Origin of the sequence: Ensifer adhaerens, from assembly GCF_020035535.1 — a bacterium.
GTDB lineage: Bacteria > Pseudomonadota > Alphaproteobacteria > Rhizobiales > Rhizobiaceae > Ensifer.
This window is the reverse complement of record NZ_CP083349.1, coordinates 2,904,828-2,927,500: the sequence shown is the minus strand read 5'-3', so window position 1 is coordinate 2,927,500 and position 22,673 is coordinate 2,904,828. Positions and strand designations below refer to the sequence as shown.

The following is a 22,673-nucleotide window of genomic DNA, read 5'->3' as shown; positions in this document are numbered from 1 at the left end:
GAAGGGATACCCGTGAGGGGTCCTGGAGGTATCGGAAGTGCGAATGTTGACATGAGTAACGATAAAGAGGGTGAGAGACCCTCTCGCCGAAAGACCAAGGGTTCCTGCTTAAAGTTAATCTGAGCAGGGTTAGCCGGCCCCTAAGACGAGGCGGACACGCGTAGTCGATGGGAACCACGTTAATATTCGTGGGCCTGGTGGTAGTGACGGATCGCTTAACTTGTTCGGACTTATTGGATTGTCCGGGCGGGGACGCGGTTCCAGGAAATAGCTCCACCATTATAGACCGTACCCGAAACCGACACAGGTGGTCAGGTAGAGTATACCAAGGCGCTTGAGAGAACTATGCTGAAGGAACTCGGCAAATTGCACGCGTAACTTCGGAAGAAGCGTGACCCTTTTGTACGCAAGTATGGAAGGGTGGCACAGACCAGGGGGTAGCGACTGTTTATCAAAAACACAGGGCTCTGCGAAGTCGCAAGACGACGTATAGGGTCTGACGCCTGCCCGGTGCTGGAAGGTTAAGAGGAGGGGTGCAAGCTCTGAATCGAAGCCCCAGTAAACGGCGGCCGTAACTATAACGGTCCTAAGGTAGCGAAATTCCTTGTCGGGTAAGTTCCGACCTGCACGAATGGCGTAACGACTTCCCCGCTGTCTCCAGCATAGACTCAGTGAAATTGAATTCCCCGTGAAGATGCGGGGTTCCTGCGGTCAGACGGAAAGACCCCGTGCACCTTTACTATAGCTTTACACTGGCATTCGTGTCGGCATGTGTAGGATAGGTGGTAGGCTTTGAAGCAGGGACGCCAGTTCTTGTGGAGCCATCCTTGAAATACCACCCTTATCGTCATGGATGTCTAACCGCGGTCCGTCATCCGGATCCGGGACAGTGTATGGTGGGTAGTTTGACTGGGGCGGTCGCCTCCGAAAGAGTAACGGAGGCGCGCGATGGTGGGCTCAGACCGGTCGGAAATCGGTCGTCGAGTGCAATGGCATAAGCCCGCCTGACTGCGAGACTGACAAGTCGAGCAGAGACGAAAGTCGGTCATAGTGATCCGGTGGTCCCGCGTGGAAGGGCCATCGCTCAACGGATAAAAGGTACGCCGGGGATAACAGGCTGATGACCCCCAAGAGTCCATATCGACGGGGTTGTTTGGCACCTCGATGTCGGCTCATCGCATCCTGGGGCTGGAGCAGGTCCCAAGGGTTTGGCTGTTCGCCAATTAAAGCGGTACGTGAGCTGGGTTCAGAACGTCGTGAGACAGTTCGGTCCCTATCTGCCGTGGGTGTAGGAATATTGACAGGATCTGTCCCTAGTACGAGAGGACCGGGATGGACATATCTCTGGTGGACCTGTTGTCCTGCCAAGGGCATAGCAGGGTAGCTATATATGGAATGGATAACCGCTGAAGGCATCTAAGCGGGAAACCAACCTGAAAACGAGTATTCCCTTGAGAACCGTGGAAGACGACCACGTTGATAGGCTGGGTGTGGAAGTGCGGCAACGCATGAAGCTTACCAGTACTAATCGTTCGATTGGCTTGATCGTTCCCATTGCTTGTGTTCATCGATAGATGAAATGACGTGTTCAAAACAAAACGAAGCATCTCGCTTCACCAGCTTCTCATCCGGTTTGCGCCAAGCTAGGCGCAAATCTTGCGCTTTGCCGACCTGGTGGTTCTGGCGGGGTGGCTGCACCCGTTCCCATTCCGAACACGGCCGTGAAACGCCCCAGCGCCGATGGTACTTCGTCTTAAGACGCGGGAGAGTAGGTCGCTGCCAGGTCTGCAAAACGCAAGATAAAACCCGGAAATCAAACGATCATCTTCTCTTCCGCCTCGGCCCAGCCGAACACGGGCCGCCCTCAAGCGGCCCTTTTGTTTTGCTAGACCGGAAACAAGCAGTGCGTCCCTTACACGAGACAAATCCTCACGGATTTGCTCGGAACAGACCATAAATCCCTTCGGGATTTACGTTACCGCGACAAATCCCATAGGGATTTGCGCTGACCGGATAAACGGGATTTTGCCTCCGGCAAAACCCGGAATAAGCGGATAAACCGCAAAGCGGTTTACCGCGATGGCGCGGGGTGGAGCAGCCCGGTAGCTCGTCAGGCTCATAACCTGAAGGCCGCAGGTTCAAATCCTGCCCCCGCAACCAAAATTTACGAGACTTATCAAAGGGCTCCGAGGAAACTCGGAGCCATTTTTGCGTTCAAAAGCTCCAACCGTTCCGTGAATTGCCGACTACCGCTCGTGAGCGGCGGATTTCCCCAATTCTTGCAGTGACCTGCCACGGGTAATTTCCTCCAGATTGGATTAGAGTCCGGCCTGATTAAGGACGGACGCATGAAGAAGCAGAGATTTACGGAAGAGCAGATTATTGCGGTGCTGAAGGAGCAGGAGGCTGGCGCGAAGGTGGCTGAGCTCTGCCGCAAGCACGGGATTTCGGAAGCGACCTTTTATAACTGGAAAGCCAAATACGGCGGTATGGAGGTCTCCGAGGCGAAGCGTCTCAAGGCGCTCGAGGAGGAGAATGCTAAGCTGAAGAAGCTGTTGGCCGAGCAGATGCTGGACGCTGCCGCGCTCCGCGAGCTTCTGGCAAAAAAATGGTAGGGCCTGCCGCCAAGCGCGAAGCCGTCGCGCATCTGAAGACCGTGATGGGTCTTTCGGAACGGCGGGCCTGCCAGATCATATCCGCTGATCGGAAGATGGTGCGCTATCGGTCCTGCCGGCCGCCGGAGGTCGAACTGCGGGCAAGACTGCGCGACCTCGCCAACGAGCGACGGCGTTTCGGCTATCGGCGGCTGTTCGTCCTGCTCAAGCGAGACGGAGAGCCGTCCGGCGTCAATCGCATCTACCGGCTCTACCGCGAGGAAGGGCTGTCGGTCCGCAAGCGGAAAGCCAGACGGCGTGCCGTCGGCACGCGTGCGCCGATCCTGGTCGAAGCGAAGGCCAATGCCCGCTGGTCGCTGGATTTCGTCCACGACCAGTTTGCCTGCGGAAGGAGGTTTCGCGTGCTCAACATCGTCGATGACGTGACGCGCGAATGCCTGGCGGCAATCCCCGACACATCGATCTCCGGGCGTCGGGTCGCCCGCGAACTGACGGCGCTTATCGAACGGCGCGGCAAGCCCGGCATGATCGTCTCCGACCATGGCACGGAGTTCACGTCGAACGCGATCCTCGCCTGGTCAAAGGAGCACAAGGTCGAATGGCACTACATCGCGCCGGGAAAGCCGATGCAGAACGGCTACGTCGAATCCTTCAACGGCCGCATGCGCGACGAACTGCTGAACGAGAGCCTGTTCTTCGGTCTCGGCCACGCTCGCAGCGCCATTTCCGAATGGGCGGAGGATTACAACAATTTCCGGCCACACTCATCGCTCGGATATCAGACCCCGGCCAACTATGCCGGGACCATCGCCGCAACCGGCTCCAACGCTGCGCAAGATGAAGGCTACGCGTTTCCGCCGGTTGCTCCCACCGCGCCAAATGGCGTATCGAAAACCGCCGGGGCTCTAATCGCCGCTGGATGAAAGTTCAGTGGCAGGTCAGCAGCAATCACCTCCATCACGGCACGGGTGAGGGGCGTTGCTGCTTGCGGGTCAAACGCTCACTTCTTGGGTGGGGAGGGGGGCGGCCTCCGTTCCGCGCATCTACCGGATGCCATGCTCGCTGTGACCCCAAAGCGCAGCGCGATCGTTGAGATTCGCTCCTTGCGCTTTAAGTTCCTGCTATTTCGCATGTCGCTGTCGCAAAACCGCTGCGCATTTCTGTGCGACAGGCTTTAGGTGTCGGAAACGCTCTGCTGCTCGGTCAACCACGCGCGCGTCTCGACAAGGATCTCGTTCGAAAGAGCCGGGTCGTCAGACATTCGGGCCAGGATCAGGGCGCCGACCATGGCCGACCAACTGCCGATCGCTGCACGGCGCCTGTCAGCGTCATTATCTCCCGGCGCCACCCGGACGAAACGGGAGAGGCGGTGCTTGAGTGCTGCGGTCATCTCAGAGCGCGCGCCTCCCGGCTGGCGGATCACCTCCGGCGCCAACGCCGCGATCGCGCAGCCATTGCCAAAGTCGTCGCGATGTTCCGGCGATAGATAGCGTTCGACAATCGTCGCAAGACTGACGGGACCAGGCGAGGTTTCCGGTTGCAGTTCGGCCAGCGTCTGGGCAATCAGATCATCCTTGGACTTGAAGTAACCGTAGAAGCCGCCATGCGTCAGCCCGGCTGCTTTCATGACGTCCGTCACGGTAACGGACTCGAAGCCGCGCTCCCGGAACAGCCGGCCGGCTGCCTCCAGAATCGTCCGCTTGTTCTCTTCAACCTGCTTTCGGCTCACGCGCATCATCGTCTCCCAAATTTCGTTTGACATTATACATGATGAGTATCATATATACAAATACATGATGACAATCATGAATAAATCAAAGGAGCACACCTGATGAGCAAGAAGCCTGCAGTCCTCGTAACCGGTGCCTCCACCGGTATCGGCGCCACCTATGCGGAGCGATTTGCCCGCCGCGGACACGATCTCATTCTGGTCGCGCGCAATGCCGTGCGCTTGGCAGCGCTTGCCGAGCGGCTGCGAAGTGAGACCGGTGTCGATGTAGACGTTGTGCCCGCCGACCTGACGGACGAGCAGGATCTGGCCAAGGTCGAGCAGCGCCTGCGTGAAGATCAGCGTATCGGTATTCTGGTCAACAATGCCGGCACATCGATCCCGCGCGGGTTCCTGCAGCAAAAGGGTGAGGACATTTCAAAGCTGATCTCGCTCAACATCACTGCCGTCACGCGGCTGGCTCATGCTGTAGCACCGCGCTTTGCCGAAAGAGGTGGGGGCGCGATCGTCAACATCGCTTCTGTCGTCGGCCTTGCGCCGGAGATGGGCGCCACCGTCTATGGCGCGACGAAGGCCTTCGTGCTGTTTCTCTCCCAGGGGTTGAACGTCGAACTGGCGTCCAAGGGCGTCTATGTGCAGGCCGTGCTGCCGGCGGCGACGCGCACCGAAATCTGGGATCATGCGGGCGTCGACGTTGCAACGCTTGCCGGCGTGATGGAGGTTGGCGATCTCGTCGATGCGGCCCTCGTCGGTTTCGATCGCCGCGAGCTGGTCACAATCCCGCCGCTGCCGGATGCCGAGCAGTGGAACACCCTTGATGCTGCGCGCCAGGCGATGCTGCCCAATTTCGGGCAGTCCGAGCCCGCCGAACGTTACCGGTCGGCCGCTTGACCAGATCGTGAGACATGGGAGCGGGCGGTTCAGTCGGCTCCCATGACGATAGAACAGCGAAGCTTAGCATGGCTGCACATCTCATCGATCGCCTATGTGGCCCGCGTCGTATGGTCGTCGACAGGGCCCGGACGTTTGCCAAGTGCCTCCGGGCTGGTAGAGATTGAGGATTACAGAATCGCTATCGCAAGCCTTTTGCGGCTGCGGGCGGGAATTCCTCCTTCAAAACGACGTCGATGATGCGAGCGTAAACCGATGAAAAAATTCAGCCTGGGAACAACCGACCTCTCCGTTTCATCTGCCGTTCTCGGCCTGATGCGGATCGCTGATCTCAGCGACGATGCCATTCGCCGGCTTTACGGCAAGGCGAGGGATGTCGGTATCAATGTTTTCGATCATGCCGATATCTACGGCGGGGAGTTGCACGCCTGCGAACGCCGCTTCGGCGACGCACTTCTACTGAAGCCTGCCGAGCGCGACCTGATCATTATCCAGAGCAAGTGCGGCATCCGCCGCGGCTATTTCGATTTCTCCAAAGACCACATCCTGCAATCGGTCGATCGATCGCTGGCGGCGCTGAAGACCGACTATCTCGATCTTCTCTTGCTGCATCGTCCGGATGCGCTGGTGGAGCCGGAGGAGGTGGCGGCGGCCTTCGACAAATTGCAGGCGGCCGGCAAGGTCCGGCATTTCGGCGTCTCGAACCATACGCCGCGCCAGATCGATCTGCTGAAAACGGCAGTGCGCCAGCCGCTCGTAGCCAACCAGATCCAGCTTAGCATAGCGCATGCGCCCTCGGTCGCCTTCGGCATCGCCGCGAACATGGCCGGCCTCGAGCAGTCGATCGACCGCGACGGCGAGGTGGTCGTCTACTCGCGCATCAACCGCATGACGCTGCAGGCCTGGTCGCCGTTCCAGCAGGGCTTCTTCGGCGGCGTCTTCGTTGGCGACGAGAAGAATTTCCCCGAGCTCAACCGCGTGCTGGACGAGCTCGGCGGGAAGTATGCCGTATCGCCGTCAGCGATTGCCTATGCATGGATTGCCCGTCATCCCGCAAACATTCAGGTGGTGTTGGGGACCACCAGCCCGGAACGACTGGCCGATATCGCCCCCGGCGCTGATATCACACTGTCACGCGAGGACTGGTATCGCCTCTTCACGGCTGCCGGGCATGTGCTGCCCTAACGGACAAATCGATGTTCAGAAAGAAGAAGGCCCGCTCGGACGAGCGGGCCTTTTGTTTTTGGTCTCCGATGCCGGCGCGATCAGGTACGCGGCTTCAGGTTTTCGGGGTCGTAGATCGGCTTGTAGCCGACGCCGACGACCTCGACCGGATAGGTCTCGGCGAAATACTCGACATTCAGTTTGCGGCCAACCTGGCAATGGGACCAGGGCAGATAGGCAAGCGCGATGTTCTTGCCGATCGTGGGCCCAAAGGCGATGGAGGTGGTGTAGGAGCGGCGGCCGAGTTCGTCGACCAACACGGCGCCGGTCTCCGGATCCATGACCGGCAGGCTGCCGACAGGGTAGCGCTTCACGCCGCTTCGGTCGGTGTTCTCCGTCATGACGAGCGTGCAGAGCATGGCCGGCTGATGTTCGCGCGCCTTGTATTCGAGATGCTTTGCCTTGCCGCGGAAATCCACGTCCTTGACCTTCGGGCGAGCGAGGTCGGCCTCGATGAGGTTGTACTGGGTGAGGAGGTCGGCGTTCTGCAGGCGCAGGCTCTTTTCCACGCGGCGCGAGTTTGCATAGGTTTCGACGCCGAAGGCCATGACGCCGGTGGCGCGCAGCGCGTCCCAGACGGCCAGACCATCTTCATACTTCATGTGCAGTTCCCAGCCCTGCTCGCCGACATAGGAGATGCGGAAAGCGGTGACCTTCTTTCCGGCGATCTCGATCGGCTTGATCGCGGCGAAGGCGAAGTTCTCGATATCGAGACCGGTGGGATCGGCAACGACCTTCTTCAGCGTCTGGCGAGCGTTGGGACCCCAGATGCCGATGGTGATGAACTTCTCCGAGACGTCGGTGATGGTGACGTCGAGGCCACGGTCCTCGGCGACGCGGCGCATGTACTGGAAGTCGCGCGGGCCGGCATCGGCGCCGTTCACGAGACGGCAGCGATCGGCCATGCGGAAGACGGTGAAATCGGCGCGAACCATGCCTTCGTCATCGAGGAAGTGGGTGTAGATGCCCTTGCCGATGTTGCCGTCACCGCCGATCTTGGCGGCGCAAAGCCATTCGAGCAGTTCGACATGGTCCGGACCCTCTATGTCGACCATGTGGAAGTGCGAGAGGTTGACGATGCCGCAATCCTCGCTCATCGCCAGATGTTCGGCGTTGGAGACGCGCCAGAAATGGCGGCTGTCCCACTCGTTCTCACGCACGGGTACGCGGTCGCCGTATTTTTCGAGCAGATGCTCGTTGGCGGCGTAGCCATGGGCGCGCTCCCAGCCGCCAAGCTCCATGAAGTAGCCGCCGAGCTCCTTCTCGCGCTCGTAGAAGGGCGAGCGCTTGACATTTCGGCCGCTGGCATAGGGCTCGCGGGTGTGCACCGCCGGATAGTAGATCTTCTGCGCCGCCTCGAAGCAGCGACCCTCGATGAACTTTTCCTCAAGCTGGTGCGGGTAGAAGCGCGAATAGTCGATCGAGGCGTGGTCGATCTCGGTGCGGCCGTCCGTCATCCAGTCGGCGATCAGCTTGCCGTAGCCGGGGCCGTCCTTCACCCAGATGGCGACGCAGTACCAGAGGCCGCGCACCTTCTGGCTCTCGCCACAGGAGGGACCGCCGGCGGCCGAAACCTGCAGAAGGCCGTTGAAGGAATGGCCCTCGTTGTAGCCGAGTTCGCCGAGGATCGGCGTCAGCTCCATGGCGCGCTCGAGCGGCTCGATGATCTGTTCCATATCGAGGTCGCGCTGCGAGGGCGACAGGCGCGCCTCGTGCTTTTCGAGGATGTTACGCGGATGGCAGAGGCGCGGATTGGTGGTCTCGTAGTAGCCCCACTCGATCTGGCCGCCTTCGGTGGTCTTCGGGTCGCCCGTGTCGCGCATGTAGGCTGAGTTGCCCTGGTCGCGCAGCAGCGGGAAGCCGATCTCCTTGCCGGTGCCTTCGAACTCGTTGTACGGACCGAAGAAGGTGAGTGGATGGTCGACCGGCATGACCGGGAGGTCCTCGCCGACCATTTCGGCGATCAGGCGGCCCCAGATGCCGGCGCAGACGACGACATGGTCGGCCATGATCGTGCCGCGATGGGTGACGACGCCCTTGATGCGGCCATTCTCGACGATCAGCGACTGTGCCGGCGTGTTGCCGAAGACCTGCAGCTTGCCGGACTTTTCCGCCGCATCGACCAACTTTCCGGCTACCGTCTGGGAGCGCGGGATGACGAGGCCGGCATCCGGATCGAACATGCCGCCCATGACCTGATCTTCCTCGATCAAGGGGAACATCTTCTTGATTTCGGCGGGCGAAACATAGTGGGCGCGGGTACCGAAGGCCTTGGCGGAGGAGAGTTTGCGCTTGATCTCTTCCATCCAGACGTCGTCGCCGGTGCGCGCGACTTCGAGACCCCCGATGCGGGCGTAGTGACCCATCTTCTCGAAGAAATCGATCGAGTATTGCGTCGTCCAGACCGAGAGGTAGTCGTGGCTGGTGGTGTAGCAGAAGTCCGAGGCGTGCGCCGTAGAGCCGATATCGGTCGGGACGCCGGACTTGTCGATGCCGACGATGTCATCCCAGCCGCGCTCGATCAGGTGATGCGCGATCGAAGCACCGACGATGCCACCCAGCCCGATGATTACGACTTTCGCCTTTTGCGGAAACTCTGCCATTGATTGCGACCCTAGTTGGATTGGATGCCGGATTTTAGGGCGTGATACGTTCCGACTACAGCCTGTCTACGACATTCTCATCAAACTGCACGACGGCAGCCGAGCAATCTGCGGATCGTGACGGGAGAGCGGTAAGGACGGTCATGCCACTGATTTCGTGAGAGAAAGCGCCATTCGGCGCGAATGTGGATTTCTCTAGCATATCGCAAATCCGGATGCATCCGAATGCGCCATTGCCGGCGCTCTGTTTCTCGGGCGCGCGGGCGGCCCGTCACGAAAGATAATCCCATCGGGTAAGATTGACAGCGGTCGCTGATATTAATAAGTTCGGTAACAGAACGAATTAAAAGGGGCCACCGTGAACGACAGCCTGCGCATCTCCCGGAAATTCTCGCAGCGTTCCGTCATGGAAGCGATCGTCCAGGGTGGGCCGATATCGCGTGCATCGATTTCCAAGCAGACCGGCCTCTCCAAGCAGACCATCTCCGAGATCGTTCGCGGGCTCGAAGAAGAGGGGTGGGTTCAGGAGACGGGACGCACCAGCGGCCATGTCGGGCGAACCGCCGTCACCTATGAGTTGGTCTGCGATGCGGCCTACATCATCGCCGTCGACCTCGGCGGCACGAAAGTGCGGGTGGCGATCACCGATCTTGCCTGCCAGATCTTTGCCGAAGACACGGCGCCGACCGATCCGCGCGGCGGCCGCTTCGTAGTCGAGCAGATCGCCGACATGGCTTTTGCTGCGGCGTCGCACCAGAAGATCGCCCGCGAAAAAATCCGTCTCGCCGTCGTCGGCGTACCCGGCGCGCCCTGCAGCGAAACCGGCCGCGTGCTGCTTGCGCCGAACATCGCCGGCTTCGATACGATGGATGTCGTCGGTGCCTTCGAAGAGGTGCTCGGCTTCGGTGCCATGCTTGAAAACGACGTCAATCTTGCGGTGCTCGGTGAGAACTGGCTGGGGCAGGGGCAGGGGATCGACAATCTTGCCTATGTGGCGCTTGGTACCGGTGTCGGCAGCGGCCTGATGGTCGGCGGTCATCTGGTGCGCGGCGCCAGCAACGCGGCGGGTGAAATGGGCTTTCTGCCGCTCGGCGCCGATCCGTTCGAAGCGGAATCGCTGCGCACCGGCGCCTTCGAGCGGGCCGTTGCCTCACATGGCATGGCGGAACGATATGCCGCCCTTTCGGGCAAGAGCGTCACCGTGCCCACGATCTTTGCCAATGCGGAGGCCGGCGACGCCGCGGCCGTGTCGGTGCTCGATGAGACCGGGCGATTCCTTGCCCGCGGTGTTGCTGCGATTGCAGCAATCGCCAACCCGCAGAAGGTCATTCTCGGTGGGTCGATCGGCTTGCGGCCGGAAATGCTGGAGCGGGTGAAGACCTTCCTGCCGCAGTGCTTTCCCTATCCCGTCACCGTCGAGACAGGCGAGCTCGGTTCGCGCGCGGCGATCATCGGTGCTGCGGCGATCGGACTGAGCCAATTGCACAATACCCTCTTCGGGGTCGATGCGCCCGATGGCCGGATCTCCCTGCCGCGGGCCAATGTCAACGCACTTCGGGAGGCGATGTGATGACGACGACGGATGGCCTGGTCGAACGGCTGCGCGAAGCACTCGACAAAGAGGCCGCAATTGCGCTTTTCCGCGGCGCGATCGGGCGCGAGAGCATTACCGGCAATGAAGCCAATGTCGTCTCGTACCTTGCCGAGGCGATGCAGAGCCTTGGCCTCGATGGGTTGACGACCGCGGAGTTTCGGCCTGGCCGCCCGAATGTCTGGGCCGAGCGGAAGGGCACCGGCAGCGGACCGCGGCTGCTGTTCATCGGTCATACGGATACCGTGCACGTCGACGGCTGGCGCGAACATTGGGCGGGCACCGAGCGGGAGGATCCCTTCGCGGCGCCGATCATCGACGGCGCGGTCTGGGGGCGCGGCTCGGGCGATCTCAAGGCCGGCATATGCTCTTCGCTTTCCGCCCTGTCGCTGCTCGATCGGGCAGGCGTCAAGCTTGCCGGCGACATCGCCTTCGCCTTTGTCGGCGATGAGGAAAGCGGCCAGCCGGGCACCGGTGTTTCGGCAGGCATCAAGGACCTCGTCACCCGCATCGAAACGGGCGAGATCGCGCGGCCGGATTTCGTCGTCTATGTCGAGCCGACCCGGCTTTCGGTCTATCCGGCGCAGATCGGCTTTTTCATCACCGACATCACCATAACGGGCAAATCCGCCTATTTCGGCGTTCCCGAACTCGGCAAGGATGCCCTGCGCGCCAGCCATGCGGCGATGTCTGCGCTCTGGGCACATTCCGACGAGATTGCCGCCCGTGCCGAACACAAGCTGATCGGCCGCAGTTTCCTGTTGATCACGGGCCTCGCCGGCGGCGGCTATATTGCTGTGCCCGAGCGCTGCACCCTGTCGCTGATCCGCAAACTCTTGCCGGGTGAATCTCTGGACAAGGCGGCGGCCGAGATCGAAGCGGCCGTTCGCTCAGCGATCACCGACCCTGAGATTGCCGTCGAGTTTTCCTATCCGGCCGGCCGTGACCATCAGCTCGGTGGCACGGCGGCCGAGATCGACGAGACCGCGGCGGAAGTCGGCGCTTTGTCCACTGCCATGGCCGAAGCCATGGTCGGGCGCGGCGTGATCGAAGGTGCGCCCTTCTGGTCGGAGACGCCGTTTTTCGTCAATCGCCTAGGCATACCTGCCGTCTACTGCGCGCCTGGCGATATCCGCAACTGCCATACCTACGAAGAACGGGTCGAGGTGGAGGAATACCTCGCCGGTGTCGTCGGCTTTGCTGCCTTCATGGCGCGCTATTGCGGCGTCGTGGACTGAACTGTTGAACAAGAGGGAGAGAGACAATGCTTTTGAAGAAATTGATGGCTGCTGCACTTGTCAGCGGTTTCGTACTTGCCGCAGGCGCCGCTTCCGCCCAGACGGTCGGTCCGTCCGGTGAGAGCGCAACGCCGAGTGCCGATGTCGCCCTGACCGACGCCGATATCGGCGCGCTCAAGGGCAAAGGTTACAAGGCGGCGCTGCTGTGGCACACCTCGTCGGACTTCACCAATGCCGTTTCGGCCGGCGCCAAGGATGAATTCGCCCGTGCCGGCGTGGAGATCGCAGTAACGACGGATGCCGGTTTCGATGCGGCGCGCCAACGCAGCGACATCGAAACAGCACTTGCCGCCAAGCCCAATGTCATCCTGGCACTGCCGCTCGATCCGGTGACCTCGGCCGAGGCATTCCGCCAGGCGGTGACCGATGGCAGCAAGCTGGTGTTCCTCTCCAACCTGCCGAGCGGCTACAAGCAGGGCGCCGATTATGCTTCGATCGTCACCGACGATCTCTACCAGATGGGCAAGCAGGCGGCCGACGCGCTGGCCAAGGCGATCGGCAACAAGGGCAAGGTCGGCTACATCTTCCACGATGCCAGCTACTATGTGACCAACCAGCGCGACAAGGCCTTCAAGTCGACGATCGAAAAGGACTATCCGGATATCAAGATCGTTGCCGAACAGGGCATCTCCGACCCGGCACGTGCGGAGGAACTGGCGAGCGCCATGCTGCTTCAGAACCCCGATCTCGATGGCATCTATGTAACCTGGGCCGAGCCTGCCGACGGCGTGCTTTCCGCGCTTCGCTCCAGCGGCAATACCAAGACCAAGATCGTCACGCTCGATCTCGCCGAACCGGTTGCGCTCGACATGGTCAAGGGCGGCAATGTCACGGCACTGGTCGCCGACAAGGCCTATGAGCTTGGACGCGCTATGGCTGCTGCCGGCCTGAAGTCGCTGCTCGGTCAACAGACCCCGGCCTTCGTCGTTGCTCCGGCGCTGACCGTCACCAAGGAAAACGTAGCCGAAGGCTGGAAGCAGTCTCTCAACCGCGATGCGCCGCAATCCGTGCTCGACGCGGCCAAGTAACAAACGAGCCGCCGGAAGGGAGGCTGTTCCGGCGGCATCACCATATCGGGAGGCAGAAATGCACGAGGCAGTGAGACACTTCGCGTTGCTCGCAGCGGTTTTGGCCGCAACGTCGGGCCATGCGGCTGACGGCAAGACCACGGGTCCGCACGGAGAGGCGCCAACGCCTGCCAGCACATTTGCGCTGACGGCAGCGGAAGAGCAGCAGATCAAGGACGGCAAGTTTACCGCAGCCCTCGTCTGGCACGAGATGAGCGAATACACCAACGCGGTGAACAGCGGCGCCTATGACGAGTTCAAGCGGCTGGGCATCGAGGTGGTCGCCCAGACCGATGCGGGCTTCGATGCCGCCCGGCAGAAATCCGATGTCGAGACTGTTCTTGCCAAGAAGCCCTCGATCATCCTGTCGCTGCCGGTCGATCCGGCAACCGCTGCCGTTGTCTACGATCCGGCCCGTACTGCCGGTGTGAAGCTCGCCTTCGTCGACAATTCGCCAGCCGGCTACGAACACGGCAAGGACTATGTGACAATCGTCTCGGACGACCTCTTCCAGATGGGCAACAAGGCCGCCGTTGCCATGGCCGATGCGCTCGGCGGCAAGGGCAAGCTCGGCTACATCTATCATGACGCCGATTTCTACGTCACCAACCAGCGCGACGGCGCCTTCAAGTCGACGATCGAACAGGACTATCCTGATATGAAGATCGTTGCCGAGGCCGGCATGGCAGATCCCGCCCGCAGCGAAGAAATCGCGCAAGGGATGATCACCCAGAACCCGGACCTCGACGGCATTTATGTGACCTGGGCGGAGCCGGCGTTGAGTGTGCTTTCGACACTGCGCGGAGCAGGCAACACCCACACCAAGATCGTGACGCTCGACCTCAACGAGCCGGCCGCGCTGGACATGGTCAAGGGCGGCAACATTGCGGCACTTGTCGCCGACGAAGCCTACAATATCGGCGTCACCGCGGCGCGCGCCGCGGCGGGGTCCCTGGTCGGCAAGAAGGCGGAACCGTTCCTGGTGGTCGACTCGCTCGCCGTGACCAAGGCGACGGTCGCCGACGGCTGGAAGAAGTCCCTCAACAAGGACGTACCCGCGACGATCGCGGATGCGATGAAGTGACGATGCCTGCTGCATGCGTCCCTAAACCGTAGTGGACTTGGGACAAACGTGCAGCTTTTTCATAGTGCTACGGCGACCGTTGCGCGTCCACTCAGGCGCGCGGCGCCGTAGTGCAGGGGGAGTATCTCCCTGTCTTCGGAGGAAGAATGATGTCCAGTGCCCATTCCAGCGCGAGCGGCCAGCCGGCAAGCCTCGTCAATCGTCTCAACCTGCAGCAATACGTCGTCTATCTCGGCTTCCTGGCGATCTTTCTGTTCTTCGCCATCGTCCTGAAGGACAGCGGCTTCCTGACCGTTCGCAACCTGTCGAACATCATGCTGCAGACAGCGCCGGTGACGATCATGGCGATCGGCCTCGTCTTCGTCATGTCCGCGGGCGAAATCGACCTTTCGATCGGCTCGACGGTCGCCGTCTCGGCGCTGGCAGCGGCGGTGACGGTCAATGATTACGGCCTCGTCGCCGGCGTCGTCGTCGGCATTGGTGCGGGCCTGATGATCGGGCTCTTGAACGGCGTGCTTGTCGCCTATGTCAAGCTGCCATCATTCCTGGTGACGCTCGCCACCCTCGGGCTCTTTGCCGGCGTCTCCCGGTCGATGACGAACCTGCGCTCCATTCCGGTCACCGACAGCACCTTCACCGGCTTCTTCGGTTCGGGTTCGTTCCTCGGCGTGCCCTCGCTGATCTGGTGGACGGTGGTCGCTGTTGTCTGCGGCCACGTCATCTACCGCGAGACCCGCTTCGGGGCCCATGTGCTGGCGACGGGCGACAACAGCCGCGCGGCGAGCGTCTCGGGCATCAGCGTCCCGCGCATCCGACTGACGGTTCTGGTGATCAGCGGCGGCCTAGCGGGGCTTGCGGGCCTGCTCTACGCCGGCCGCCTGCAGGCCGCCAAGTACACGCTCGGCGAGACCGACCTGATGACCGTGATCGCCGCCGTCATCGTCGGCGGCACGCTGCTCAACGGCGGCAAGGGCACGATCATCGGCGCGCTTGTCGGCTCGCTGATGATGGGCATGCTCAACAATGGCCTGATCCTGATGGGCCTTTCCGTTTCCGACCAGATGATCGTTCGCGGTCTCATCATCCTCGCTGCGGTCGCCGTGTCGCTGCGCGAAAAATCCCGCTGAAGGAGGATTTCATGTTTCTCGACGTTCTTCGCCGCCGCAACCCGGCCTTCATCGAAGCGGCAATGGCTCTGCATCAACAGGGCAAGATTCCTGCAAACGCCTATGTTCTCGACCTCGATGCGGTTGAGGCCAATGCCAAGGTCTTGAGCGACGAGGCTCGTCGCCTCGGCCTGAAGATCTTTGCCATGACCAAGCAGGTCGGCCGTTCCAGTTCCTTCTGCGACGCGGTGCAACGTGGCGGTATCGATCGCTCGGTCGCTGTCGACATGGCCTGCGCCCGCGCGACTCACAGGGCCGGTCTGAAGGTCGGTCATCTCGGCCACCTGCAGCAGGTGGCGCACCATGAGGCAGCCGCTGCAGCGAAAACGTTCCGGCCAGACTATTGGACGGTGTTCAACGATGAGAAGGCCGGCGAGGCTGCGTCCGGCGCCAAAGCTGCCGGCTACCGCCAGGACCTGCTTGCCCGCATCCGTGCGGAAGGCGATACCTTCTACCGCGGCCATGAAGGCGGGTTTGATGCCGCTGATATTGCTGCGGTTGCCGACCGGCTCGATGCGCTCGACGGCGGCCGGTTTGCCGGCATCACCACCTTTCCGGCGCTGCTCTATGATCATGAAAGCCGCAAGGTGAAGCCGACGCACAATCTGGCAACGCTGTCGAAGGCCGCCGAGGCGCTCGCCAGGGCCGGCCGCAAGGGCATCGAGGTCAATGCGCCGGGCACAACCTCCAGCGTCATGCTTCCCGCACTCGCCGAAGCCGGCGCGACCCAGTGCGAGCCGGGCAACGGCCTGCATGGCACGACGGCGCTGCATGTGATGGAGGATCTGCCGGAGTTGCCGGCCGTGCTCTATCTCACCGAGGTCTCGCATCTTTCGGGCGGCAAGGCCTATTGCTTCGGCGGCGGCTTCTACATCGATCCGATCTTCCCCGACTATGACGTCAAGGCGATTGTATCGCCCGAACCGACGACGGCCGAAACGGCACTCCGAAGCGTCGAAGTGCCGCCACCCTCGGCGATCGACTACTACGCGATGATCGACGCCAGTGGACCGGCGGCGCCAAAGCCCGGCGATACGGCCGTGTTCGGCTTCCGTGGCCAGGCCTTCGTCACACGCGCCTATGTCGTCGGCGTTTCGGGCATCTCGAAGGGCATGCCGAAGGTTGAAACGATCGAAAACGGTTTCGGCGAAACCGCGGCCTGGCCGGTTTGAGGGGCGACGTGATGAACGTGAACACCAATTCTGCGCGCGAGCCGGTCCTGAAGCTGAAGGACATCCGCAAGACCTTCGGCGGCGTCACCGCGATCGAGAACTTCTCGCTCGAGGTCCGTCCGGGCGAGATCGTCGCGCTCGTCGGCGACAATGGTGCCGGCAAGTCGACGCTGATCAAGATCATCTCAGGCGTCTACACGCCGACCTCGGGCACGATCACCATCGAGAACGAGACGGTGGCGATGTCGAGCGCCACCATGGCGCGAGCCCACGGCATAGAGGTCGTGTACCAGGATCTGGCGCTTGCCGACCAGCAGACGGTCTACATGAACATGTTCCTCGGTCGTGAGCCCACCAACCGCTTCGGCCTGCTCGACCGTCGCCGGATGATTGCCGAGACCGAGACGCTTGTGAAGGACCTCGATGTCCGCATCCCCTCGGCCCATGCGACGATCCGCGATCTTTCGGGCGGGCAGCGGCAGGGCGTCGCCATCGCGCGCGCCACCCATTGGGCGAGCAAGCTGATCCTTCTCGACGAGCCGACGGCGGCCCTCGGCGTTGCCGAAACCGCCAAGGTCGAGGAAATCGTGGAATCGCTCAAGCGCCGCAATATCGGCGTGCTGATCATCAGCCACAGTCTGGATCAGGTGTTCAAGCTTGCCGACCGCATCTGTGTCCTGCGCCGCGGCAAGCAGATCGGCATCCGGGAGACGGCGAAGACCGACAAGAACGAGATCATTGCGATGATCACAGGGCTTCAGCAGCACTGAAGCTAGGGACGTCGCTTACCCCCCTCTGCAGAGGGGGTAACTCCAGGACGTACCGGATCTCAAGCGTGGCGCCGACGTTGCCGCGCCACTTTACGGTGCGGCGCCGAAGAACGTCAGGCGGGTGAAGAGCACGTAGTGCGATTCCGAAACCATCAGCGCGACGAAGACAAGCACCAGGAGGGGGGGCAGGAGGATCGCATAGATCAGTGCCAGCCGTTCCCAGGCCATGTGCATGAAGATCGAGACGATGAGCCCAGCCTTCAGCACCATGAAAAGCAGGATCAGCGACCATCTGAGATAGCCCTGCAGCCCGATGTAGTCGACGAGGTAGGAGAAGGTGCTGAGCACGAAGAGCAGCAACCAGACGACCAGGTAGAGCCCGATCGGGTGCTGCTGGTGTTCATGCGCCGGTGCCTGCGTTTGTGCTTGCCCTTGCGGTACCGTGCCGGTGTGTGCCGTCGTCTCTGCCATGGCCATGCCTCACCACAGATAGAAGAATGCGAAGATGAAGACCCAGACGAGATCGACGAAGTGCCAGTAAAGGCCGGTGATCTCGACGATTTCGTATTGTCCCTTGCGGCTCGTGAAGAAGCCACGCTTGCCGGTATCGAAGTCGCCGCGCCAGACCTTGCGGGCAATGATCAGCAGGAAAATGACGCCGATCGTGACGTGCGTGCCGTGGAAGCCGGTGATCATGAAGAAGGTGGAGCCGAATTGGGCAGCACCCCAGGGGTTGCCCCAGGGACGTACGCCCTCGGTGATCAGCTTTGTCCACTCGAAAGCCTGCATGCCGACGAAGGTGGCGCCGAAAAGGGCGGTCAGCAGCATGAGGAGCGCTGTCTTCTTGCGGTCGCGGCGATAGCCGAAGTTGACGGCCATGGCCATGGTACCGCTTGAGGAGATCAGCACGAACGTCATGATCGCGATGAGGATCAGTGGCACGTCGGTGCCGCCAATATGCAGCGCGAACACCTCGCTCGGGTTCGGCCAGGGAACGGCGGTCGACATGCGCGCCGACATGTAGGCGACGAGGAAGCAGCCGAAGATGAAGGTGTCGCTGAGGAGGAAGATCCACATCATCGCCTTGCCCCAGGAGACGTTCTTGAACGCCCGCTGATCGGAGGCCCAGTCGGCGGTAAAGCCGGCAAGGCCCGCCGGGCGATGGAGCGGTTCTCTGACAGGCGAATGTGTCTCGGCGGACATGCGACGGCTCCCTCAGGTCAAGAGTTGCCGGCAGAGCTCGACGAAATCGTTTGCCCAACCGGAAAAGAGCGCGAAAAGCACCAGCCAAACGGCCAGCATGAAATGCCAGTAGGTGGCGCAGAGCGTGATCGACAGAACGGCCTTTTCGCCCATCGGGCCGCTGCGCGTTTTCACGATGACCCGGGCGAGCGCAAAGAGGCCGCCGAGAATGTGAAGGCCATGCATGCCGGATATCATGTAGAAGAAGCTGTTGGCCGGGTTGTCGGCAAGCAGATAGCCGGCGTCGGTCAGTTCGCGCCAGGCGAAGACCTGTCCAGCGAGAAAGGCGAGGCCCGCGGCAAGGGCGGCGATCAGCGCCGTGCGACTTGCCTCGTCACGGTGATGCTCCGCCGTCACGCGCGCGGCGTGAAGCAAGAGGCTGCCGAGCCCGAGGATGGCGGTGTTCAGCCAGAGGACCTTCGGCATCGGCGTCGACCACCAGTCGGCGGATGCCATGCGCATGAAATAGGCGCTCATGAACAGCGAGAAGAGCGCGCCGACCACGGCAAGGAAAACGCCAAGGCCGATCTTTGCGGCCGGGATCGAAGGCCGGCCGTGTGGTCGGGGATCGTGCGCGTGGCCGACCTCCAGCCAGGGTTTGGAAAAGAGCCTTTGCCGGCTGAGCCACCAGCCGGCGATCGCAAGGATCACCGCCAGGAAGATGAGGGCGACGTTCATGAGGCCCCCTCCGGCGCAAGGCCGATCGAACCCGGCTGGTTCTGCGGAATGAAGTCCTCGGGCGCCCCGGGCACGCTGTAATCATAGGCCCAACGGTAGACGACCGGCAGCTCCTTGCCCCAGTTGCCGTGGCGTGGCGGCGTTTCCGGCGTCTGCCATTCGAGCGTCGTCGCCCGCCACGGATTGCCGCCGGCCTCGCGGCCATGGCGAATGCTCCAGACGAGGTTGAAGAGGAAGACGATCTGCGCGGCGCCGACGATCAGCGCCATGATGGTGATGAATTCGTTGAGCGTATGGGCGGAGGCCGGCACGAAGGCGGTTTCTCCCATTTCATAGTAGCGGCGGGGAACGCCGATCAGCCCGAGATAGTGCATGGGGAAGAAGATCAGATAGGCGCCGACGAAGGTGACCCAGAAATGGATCTGCCCGAGCGTCTCGTTGAGCATGCGGCCGGTGATCTTCGGGTACCAGTGATAGATCGCCCCGAAAATCACCATGATAGGCGCCACGCCCATGACCATGTGGAAATGGGCGACGACGAACATCGTGTCGGAGAGCGGCACGTCGACGACGACGTTGCCGAGGAACAGGCCCGTCAGTCCGCCATTGACGAAGGTGACGATGAAGGCGAGCGCAAAGAGCATCGGCAGCGTCAGGTGGATGTCGCCGCGCCAGAGCGTCAGCACCCAGTTATAGACCTTGATCGCCGTCGGCACGGCGATGATCAGCGTGGTCGTCGCGAAGAAGAAGCCGAAATAGGGGTTCATGCCGCTCACATACATGTGGTGCGCCCAGACGACGAAGGAAAGCGCGCCGATGATGACGATCGCCCAGACCATCATGCGGTACCCGAAGATGTTCTTGCGGGCGTGGGTGCTGATCAGATCGGAGACGATGCCGAAGGCCGGTAGCGCCACGATGTAGACTTCCGGGTGGCCGAAGAACCAGAAGAGGTGTTGGAACAGGATCGGGCTGCCGCCGCCGTGCTGCAGCTGCTCGCCCATCTCGACGATCGCGGGCATGAAGAAGCTGGTGCCAAGCACGCGATCGAAGAGCATCATGACGCAGGCGACGAAGAGGGCGGGAAAGGCGAGCAGCGCCATGACCGTCGCCGTGAAGATACCCCAGACGGTGAGGGGCATGCGCATCAGCGTCATGCCGCGGGCGCGGCCCTGGAGCACGGTGACCACATAGTTGAGCCCACCCATGGTGAAGCCGATGATGAAGAGGATGAGGGAGGAGAGCATCAGGATGATGCCCCAGTCCTTGCCTCCCGGCGTGCCGGAGAGCAGGGCCTGCGGCGGGTAGAGCGTCCAGCCGGCGCCGGTCGGCCCGCCGGGCGCGAAGAAACTTGCAACCAGCACGAGCACGGCCAGCAAATAGAGCCAGTAACTCAGCATGTTGGCATAGGGAAAGACCATGTCGCGCGCACCGAGCATCAGCGGGATCAGGTAGTTGCCGAAGCCGCCGAGGAAGAGCGCGGTCAAGAGATAGATCACCATGATCATGCCGTGCATGGTGATGAACTGGTAGTAGCGCTCCGCATCGATGAAGGCGAAGGCGCCGGGAAAGCCGAGTTGCAGGCGCATCAGCCAGGACAGCACCAGCGCGACCATGCCGATGGCGATCGCGGTCGAGGCATATTGCACGGCGATGATCTTGGCATCCTGGCTGAAGACGTAGCGCGTCCACCAGCTATGAGGATGATAGAGTTCGACATCCTCCACTTCCGCGGGACCTATCGGTTCGCCCGTACCTGACCGGATGTCGACCATCTGCGAGAACCTCCCAACACCGGATCATCGCGATCCAACGCTTTGAAACACGCAACTCCGGAACGATAACTGGGGAGTTGCTTTCGCTCACGAGCGGGATGCGGGCGGAAAACCCGCATTCCGCTTTGGCCGTCGGGGCGCCTCCTATTGCGCCGGGGCGGCAGTCACTGCCTGCGCCGTCTGTTTCGTCTCTGTCGCTGCCATCATCTGTGAAAAGGTCTGCTGCTGCGACAGCCAGGCCTGATAGTCGGCGGCGCTGTCGACGACGACGGTACCGCGCATCTGCGGATGTCCGACGCCGCAGAGCTCTGCGCACAGGACTTCAAACGTGCCGGTGCGCGTCGGTGTCAGCCAGAAATAGGTGACCATGCCCGGCACCATGTCCATCTTGGCGCGGAACTCCGGCACGTAGAAATCGTGCAGCACGTCGACCGAACGCAGGAGGATCTTGATCGGCTTGCCGACCTCGAGATGCAGTTCGCCGCCCTCGATGACGTAATCGTCAAGCGCTGCCGGATCGTTGCGATTGAGGCCGAGCGCGTTCTCCGGCGTCACGTCGCGGGTTTCGGAGGTTCCGAGCTTGCCGTCGGCACCGGGCAGGCGGAAGCTCCACAACCATTGCTGGCCGACGACCTCGACCTCTGCGGCACCGTTCGGCACGGTGACGAATTGATGCCAGACGAAGAGGCCGGGTGTCAGCATCGCGGCGACACCGAGCGTCGTGCCGCCGGCGAGCCATCCTTCGAGCTTGCGGTTTTCCGGTTCATAGGCCGCCCGGTTTCCCGGGCGATGCCGAAAACGGAGGACGCAATAGGCCATGAAAAGCACCACGGCGACGAAGACGAAGCCGGTGATCCAGAAGGTAATGATGAGCGTATTGTCGATGTAATTCCAGTTGGACGCGATGGGCGTCCACCACCACGGGCTAAACAGATGGAACAATACCGATCCGATAGCCAGAAAAATCAGAATAACTACCACGGCCATTTCTTGTCCCTCCTCGCCGCGGGCGGCTGTGGGCATGAATACGCAATCCGTAGAGCTCTGCTGCATGTTTCCTTTATTCGTAGCCGATTGAGGACAGAACATGCAGGATTTTCAAAATTCTACAGCGACCTTTGCGCGTCTGATAAGGCGCGCGGGCGCTGTAGGTGCAATTATTGCACGAACGTCAAACAGTCGCAATTCGCCGTCCGGTCTTAGATCGAGTCTATCTCTAATCTTTCTCGGCTACTGCGAATACTGCTTGAGGTAGGCGAGGAGGTTGGAGATGTCGGTGTCGTCCTTCAGGCCGGCAAAGGCCATCTTCGTGCCCTTAACCTTGGCCTTGGGATTGTGCAGGTAGTCGCGCAGCGTCGTCTCATCCCAGACCAGGCCACCCTTGCCGGCATCGACCATTGCCGAGGAGTAGCTGAAGTTGGGATGGGTGCCGGCGGTCCGCCCCAACACGTGGTTGAGCGATGGGCCGACCTTGTTGGTATCGCTGTCAGCGATGTGACAGACGGCGCATTTCTTGAAAACGGTGGCGCCGGCTGCGGCATCACCTTCTTGGGCGCGGGTAGCGAGCGGACAGAGCAGGGTTGTCGAAAGGGCGAGGGCAACAACAAGAATTCGCATGACACTTCCTCAAAATCGCCGGGCGCAGGCAAGGAAGGCTATCGTCAATCTTCGGTTTTGGCGGTGCTTGCTTCTCTCAGGTGGCGCCACGGGCGGTTGATACTTGCGACACGAGAAACGGTACGCTTCGCCTTCAGGAAGTCAACCGCAG

General features: G+C 61.5%; 18 protein-coding genes, 1 tRNA gene and 2 rRNA genes (1 of these 21 only partly in view). 13 read left to right on the top strand and 8 right to left on the bottom strand.

The genetic code is table 11. The features are described from left to right. The 4 genes from LAC81_RS14395 to LAC81_RS14380 all read left to right on the top strand — a co-directional run. A 23S ribosomal RNA gene (locus LAC81_RS14395) occupies nucleotides 1-1,549 on the top strand (it extends 1,248 nt beyond the left edge of the window). A 121-nt stretch (nucleotides 1,550-1,670) separates the two neighbouring features. Beyond that, nucleotides 1,671-1,785: ribosomal RNA gene (gene rrf / locus LAC81_RS14390) — 5S ribosomal RNA — on the top strand. A gap of 298 nt (nucleotides 1,786-2,083) precedes the next feature. Then, a tRNA-Met gene (locus tag LAC81_RS14385) sits at nucleotides 2,084-2,160 on the top strand. 188 nt (nucleotides 2,161-2,348) lie between these two features. Then, a protein-coding gene (locus tag LAC81_RS14380) for an IS3 family transposase (RefSeq protein WP_223725348.1) occupies nucleotides 2,349-3,538 on the top strand; the annotation gives its coding sequence in 2 pieces (ribosomal slippage) (nucleotides 2,349-2,601 and nucleotides 2,601-3,538; 1,191 coding nt in all). A 251-nt stretch (nucleotides 3,539-3,789) separates the two neighbouring features. Here LAC81_RS14380 and LAC81_RS14375 read toward each other — a convergent pair. Further along, on the bottom strand, nucleotides 3,790-4,350 hold the full coding sequence (locus LAC81_RS14375) for a TetR/AcrR family transcriptional regulator (protein WP_223725347.1): 561 nt from the start codon (nucleotides 4,348-4,350) through the stop codon (nucleotides 3,790-3,792). Between the two features lie 96 nt (nucleotides 4,351-4,446). Between LAC81_RS14375 and LAC81_RS14370 the strand changes: the two genes are divergently transcribed. Both LAC81_RS14370 and LAC81_RS14365 read left to right on the top strand, forming a co-directional pair. Further along, nucleotides 4,447-5,235 carry an SDR family NAD(P)-dependent oxidoreductase gene (locus tag LAC81_RS14370; RefSeq protein WP_223725346.1) on the top strand — a complete coding sequence of 263 codons (789 nt, stop codon included), beginning with the start codon at nucleotides 4,447-4,449 and terminating at the stop codon, nucleotides 5,233-5,235. 255 nt (nucleotides 5,236-5,490) lie between these two features. After that, on the top strand, nucleotides 5,491-6,420 hold the full coding sequence (locus tag LAC81_RS14365; RefSeq protein ID WP_223725345.1) for an aldo/keto reductase: 930 nt from the start codon (nucleotides 5,491-5,493) through the stop codon (nucleotides 6,418-6,420). Between the two features lie 80 nt (nucleotides 6,421-6,500). Here the strand turns inward: LAC81_RS14365 and LAC81_RS14360 are convergent, their stop codons facing one another. Then, nucleotides 6,501-9,062: a GcvT family protein gene (locus LAC81_RS14360; protein ID WP_223725344.1), complete on the bottom strand. Its 2,562-nt coding sequence runs from the start codon at nucleotides 9,060-9,062 to the stop codon at nucleotides 6,501-6,503. A 358-nt stretch (nucleotides 9,063-9,420) separates the two neighbouring features. Here LAC81_RS14360 and LAC81_RS14355 point away from each other — a divergent pair, with 358 nt between their 5' ends. The 7 genes from LAC81_RS14355 (at nucleotide 9,421) to LAC81_RS14325 (ending at nucleotide 17,210) form a co-directional block, all read left to right on the top strand. Further along, nucleotides 9,421-10,632 (top strand): ROK family transcriptional regulator, encoded by a 1,212-nt coding sequence (locus LAC81_RS14355; protein WP_223725343.1) that lies wholly within the window; start codon nucleotides 9,421-9,423, stop codon nucleotides 10,630-10,632. Continuing rightward, complete coding sequence (locus LAC81_RS14350) at nucleotides 10,632-11,891, top strand: M20 family metallopeptidase (RefSeq protein WP_223725342.1); 1,260 nt, start codon at nucleotides 10,632-10,634, stop codon at nucleotides 11,889-11,891. Before LAC81_RS14355 ends, LAC81_RS14350 begins: the two co-directional genes overlap by 1 nt. 26 nt (nucleotides 11,892-11,917) lie before the next feature. Then, entirely contained in the window at nucleotides 11,918-12,979 is a 1,062-nt protein-coding gene (locus LAC81_RS14345) for a substrate-binding domain-containing protein (protein ID WP_223725341.1), read from the top strand. Nucleotides 12,980-13,037: 58 nt separating this feature from the next. Then, entirely contained in the window at nucleotides 13,038-14,102 is a 1,065-nt protein-coding gene (locus tag LAC81_RS14340; protein ID WP_223725340.1) for a substrate-binding domain-containing protein, read from the top strand. A gap of 149 nt (nucleotides 14,103-14,251) precedes the next feature. Next, nucleotides 14,252-15,229, top strand: coding sequence for an ABC transporter permease (locus tag LAC81_RS14335; RefSeq protein ID WP_223725339.1), 978 nt, complete (start codon nucleotides 14,252-14,254; stop codon nucleotides 15,227-15,229). 11 nt (nucleotides 15,230-15,240) lie between these two features. Further along, nucleotides 15,241-16,440: an alanine racemase gene (locus LAC81_RS14330; RefSeq protein WP_223725338.1), complete on the top strand. Its 1,200-nt coding sequence runs from the start codon at nucleotides 15,241-15,243 to the stop codon at nucleotides 16,438-16,440. Nucleotides 16,441-16,451: 11 nt separating this feature from the next. Next, entirely contained in the window at nucleotides 16,452-17,210 is a 759-nt protein-coding gene (locus LAC81_RS14325; RefSeq protein WP_223725337.1) for an ATP-binding cassette domain-containing protein, read from the top strand. A gap of 90 nt (nucleotides 17,211-17,300) precedes the next feature. Here the strand turns inward: LAC81_RS14325 and LAC81_RS14320 are convergent, their stop codons facing one another. The 6 genes from LAC81_RS14320 to LAC81_RS14295 form a co-directional block, all read right to left on the bottom strand. Next, nucleotides 17,301-17,681 carry a cytochrome C oxidase subunit IV family protein gene (locus LAC81_RS14320; protein WP_113539178.1) on the bottom strand — a complete coding sequence of 127 codons (381 nt, stop codon included), beginning with the start codon at nucleotides 17,679-17,681 and terminating at the stop codon, nucleotides 17,301-17,303. 9 nt (nucleotides 17,682-17,690) lie between these two features. After that, nucleotides 17,691-18,413, bottom strand: coding sequence for a heme-copper oxidase subunit III family protein (locus LAC81_RS14315; protein ID WP_113539179.1), 723 nt, complete (start codon nucleotides 18,411-18,413; stop codon nucleotides 17,691-17,693). Nucleotides 18,414-18,425: 12 nt separating this feature from the next. Further along, nucleotides 18,426-19,130 (bottom strand): cytochrome c oxidase subunit 3, encoded by a 705-nt coding sequence (locus LAC81_RS14310; protein WP_223725336.1) that lies wholly within the window; start codon nucleotides 19,128-19,130, stop codon nucleotides 18,426-18,428. Beyond that, nucleotides 19,127-20,905: a cytochrome c oxidase subunit I gene (gene ctaD / locus LAC81_RS14305; RefSeq protein ID WP_223725335.1), complete on the bottom strand. Its 1,779-nt coding sequence runs from the start codon at nucleotides 20,903-20,905 to the stop codon at nucleotides 19,127-19,129. Before ctaD ends, LAC81_RS14310 begins: the two co-directional genes overlap by 4 nt. 144 nt (nucleotides 20,906-21,049) lie before the next feature. Continuing rightward, a complete protein-coding gene (locus LAC81_RS14300; RefSeq protein WP_223725334.1) occupies nucleotides 21,050-21,892 on the bottom strand; it encodes a cytochrome c oxidase subunit II in 843 nt (280 codons plus the stop codon). Nucleotides 21,893-22,135: 243 nt separating this feature from the next. Continuing rightward, the gene (locus tag LAC81_RS14295; RefSeq protein WP_223725333.1) at nucleotides 22,136-22,522 is read right to left on the bottom strand and encodes a c-type cytochrome; all 387 of its coding nucleotides are present in this window, start codon (nucleotides 22,520-22,522) and stop codon (nucleotides 22,136-22,138) included. Nucleotides 22,523-22,673: the final 151 nt, after the last annotated feature.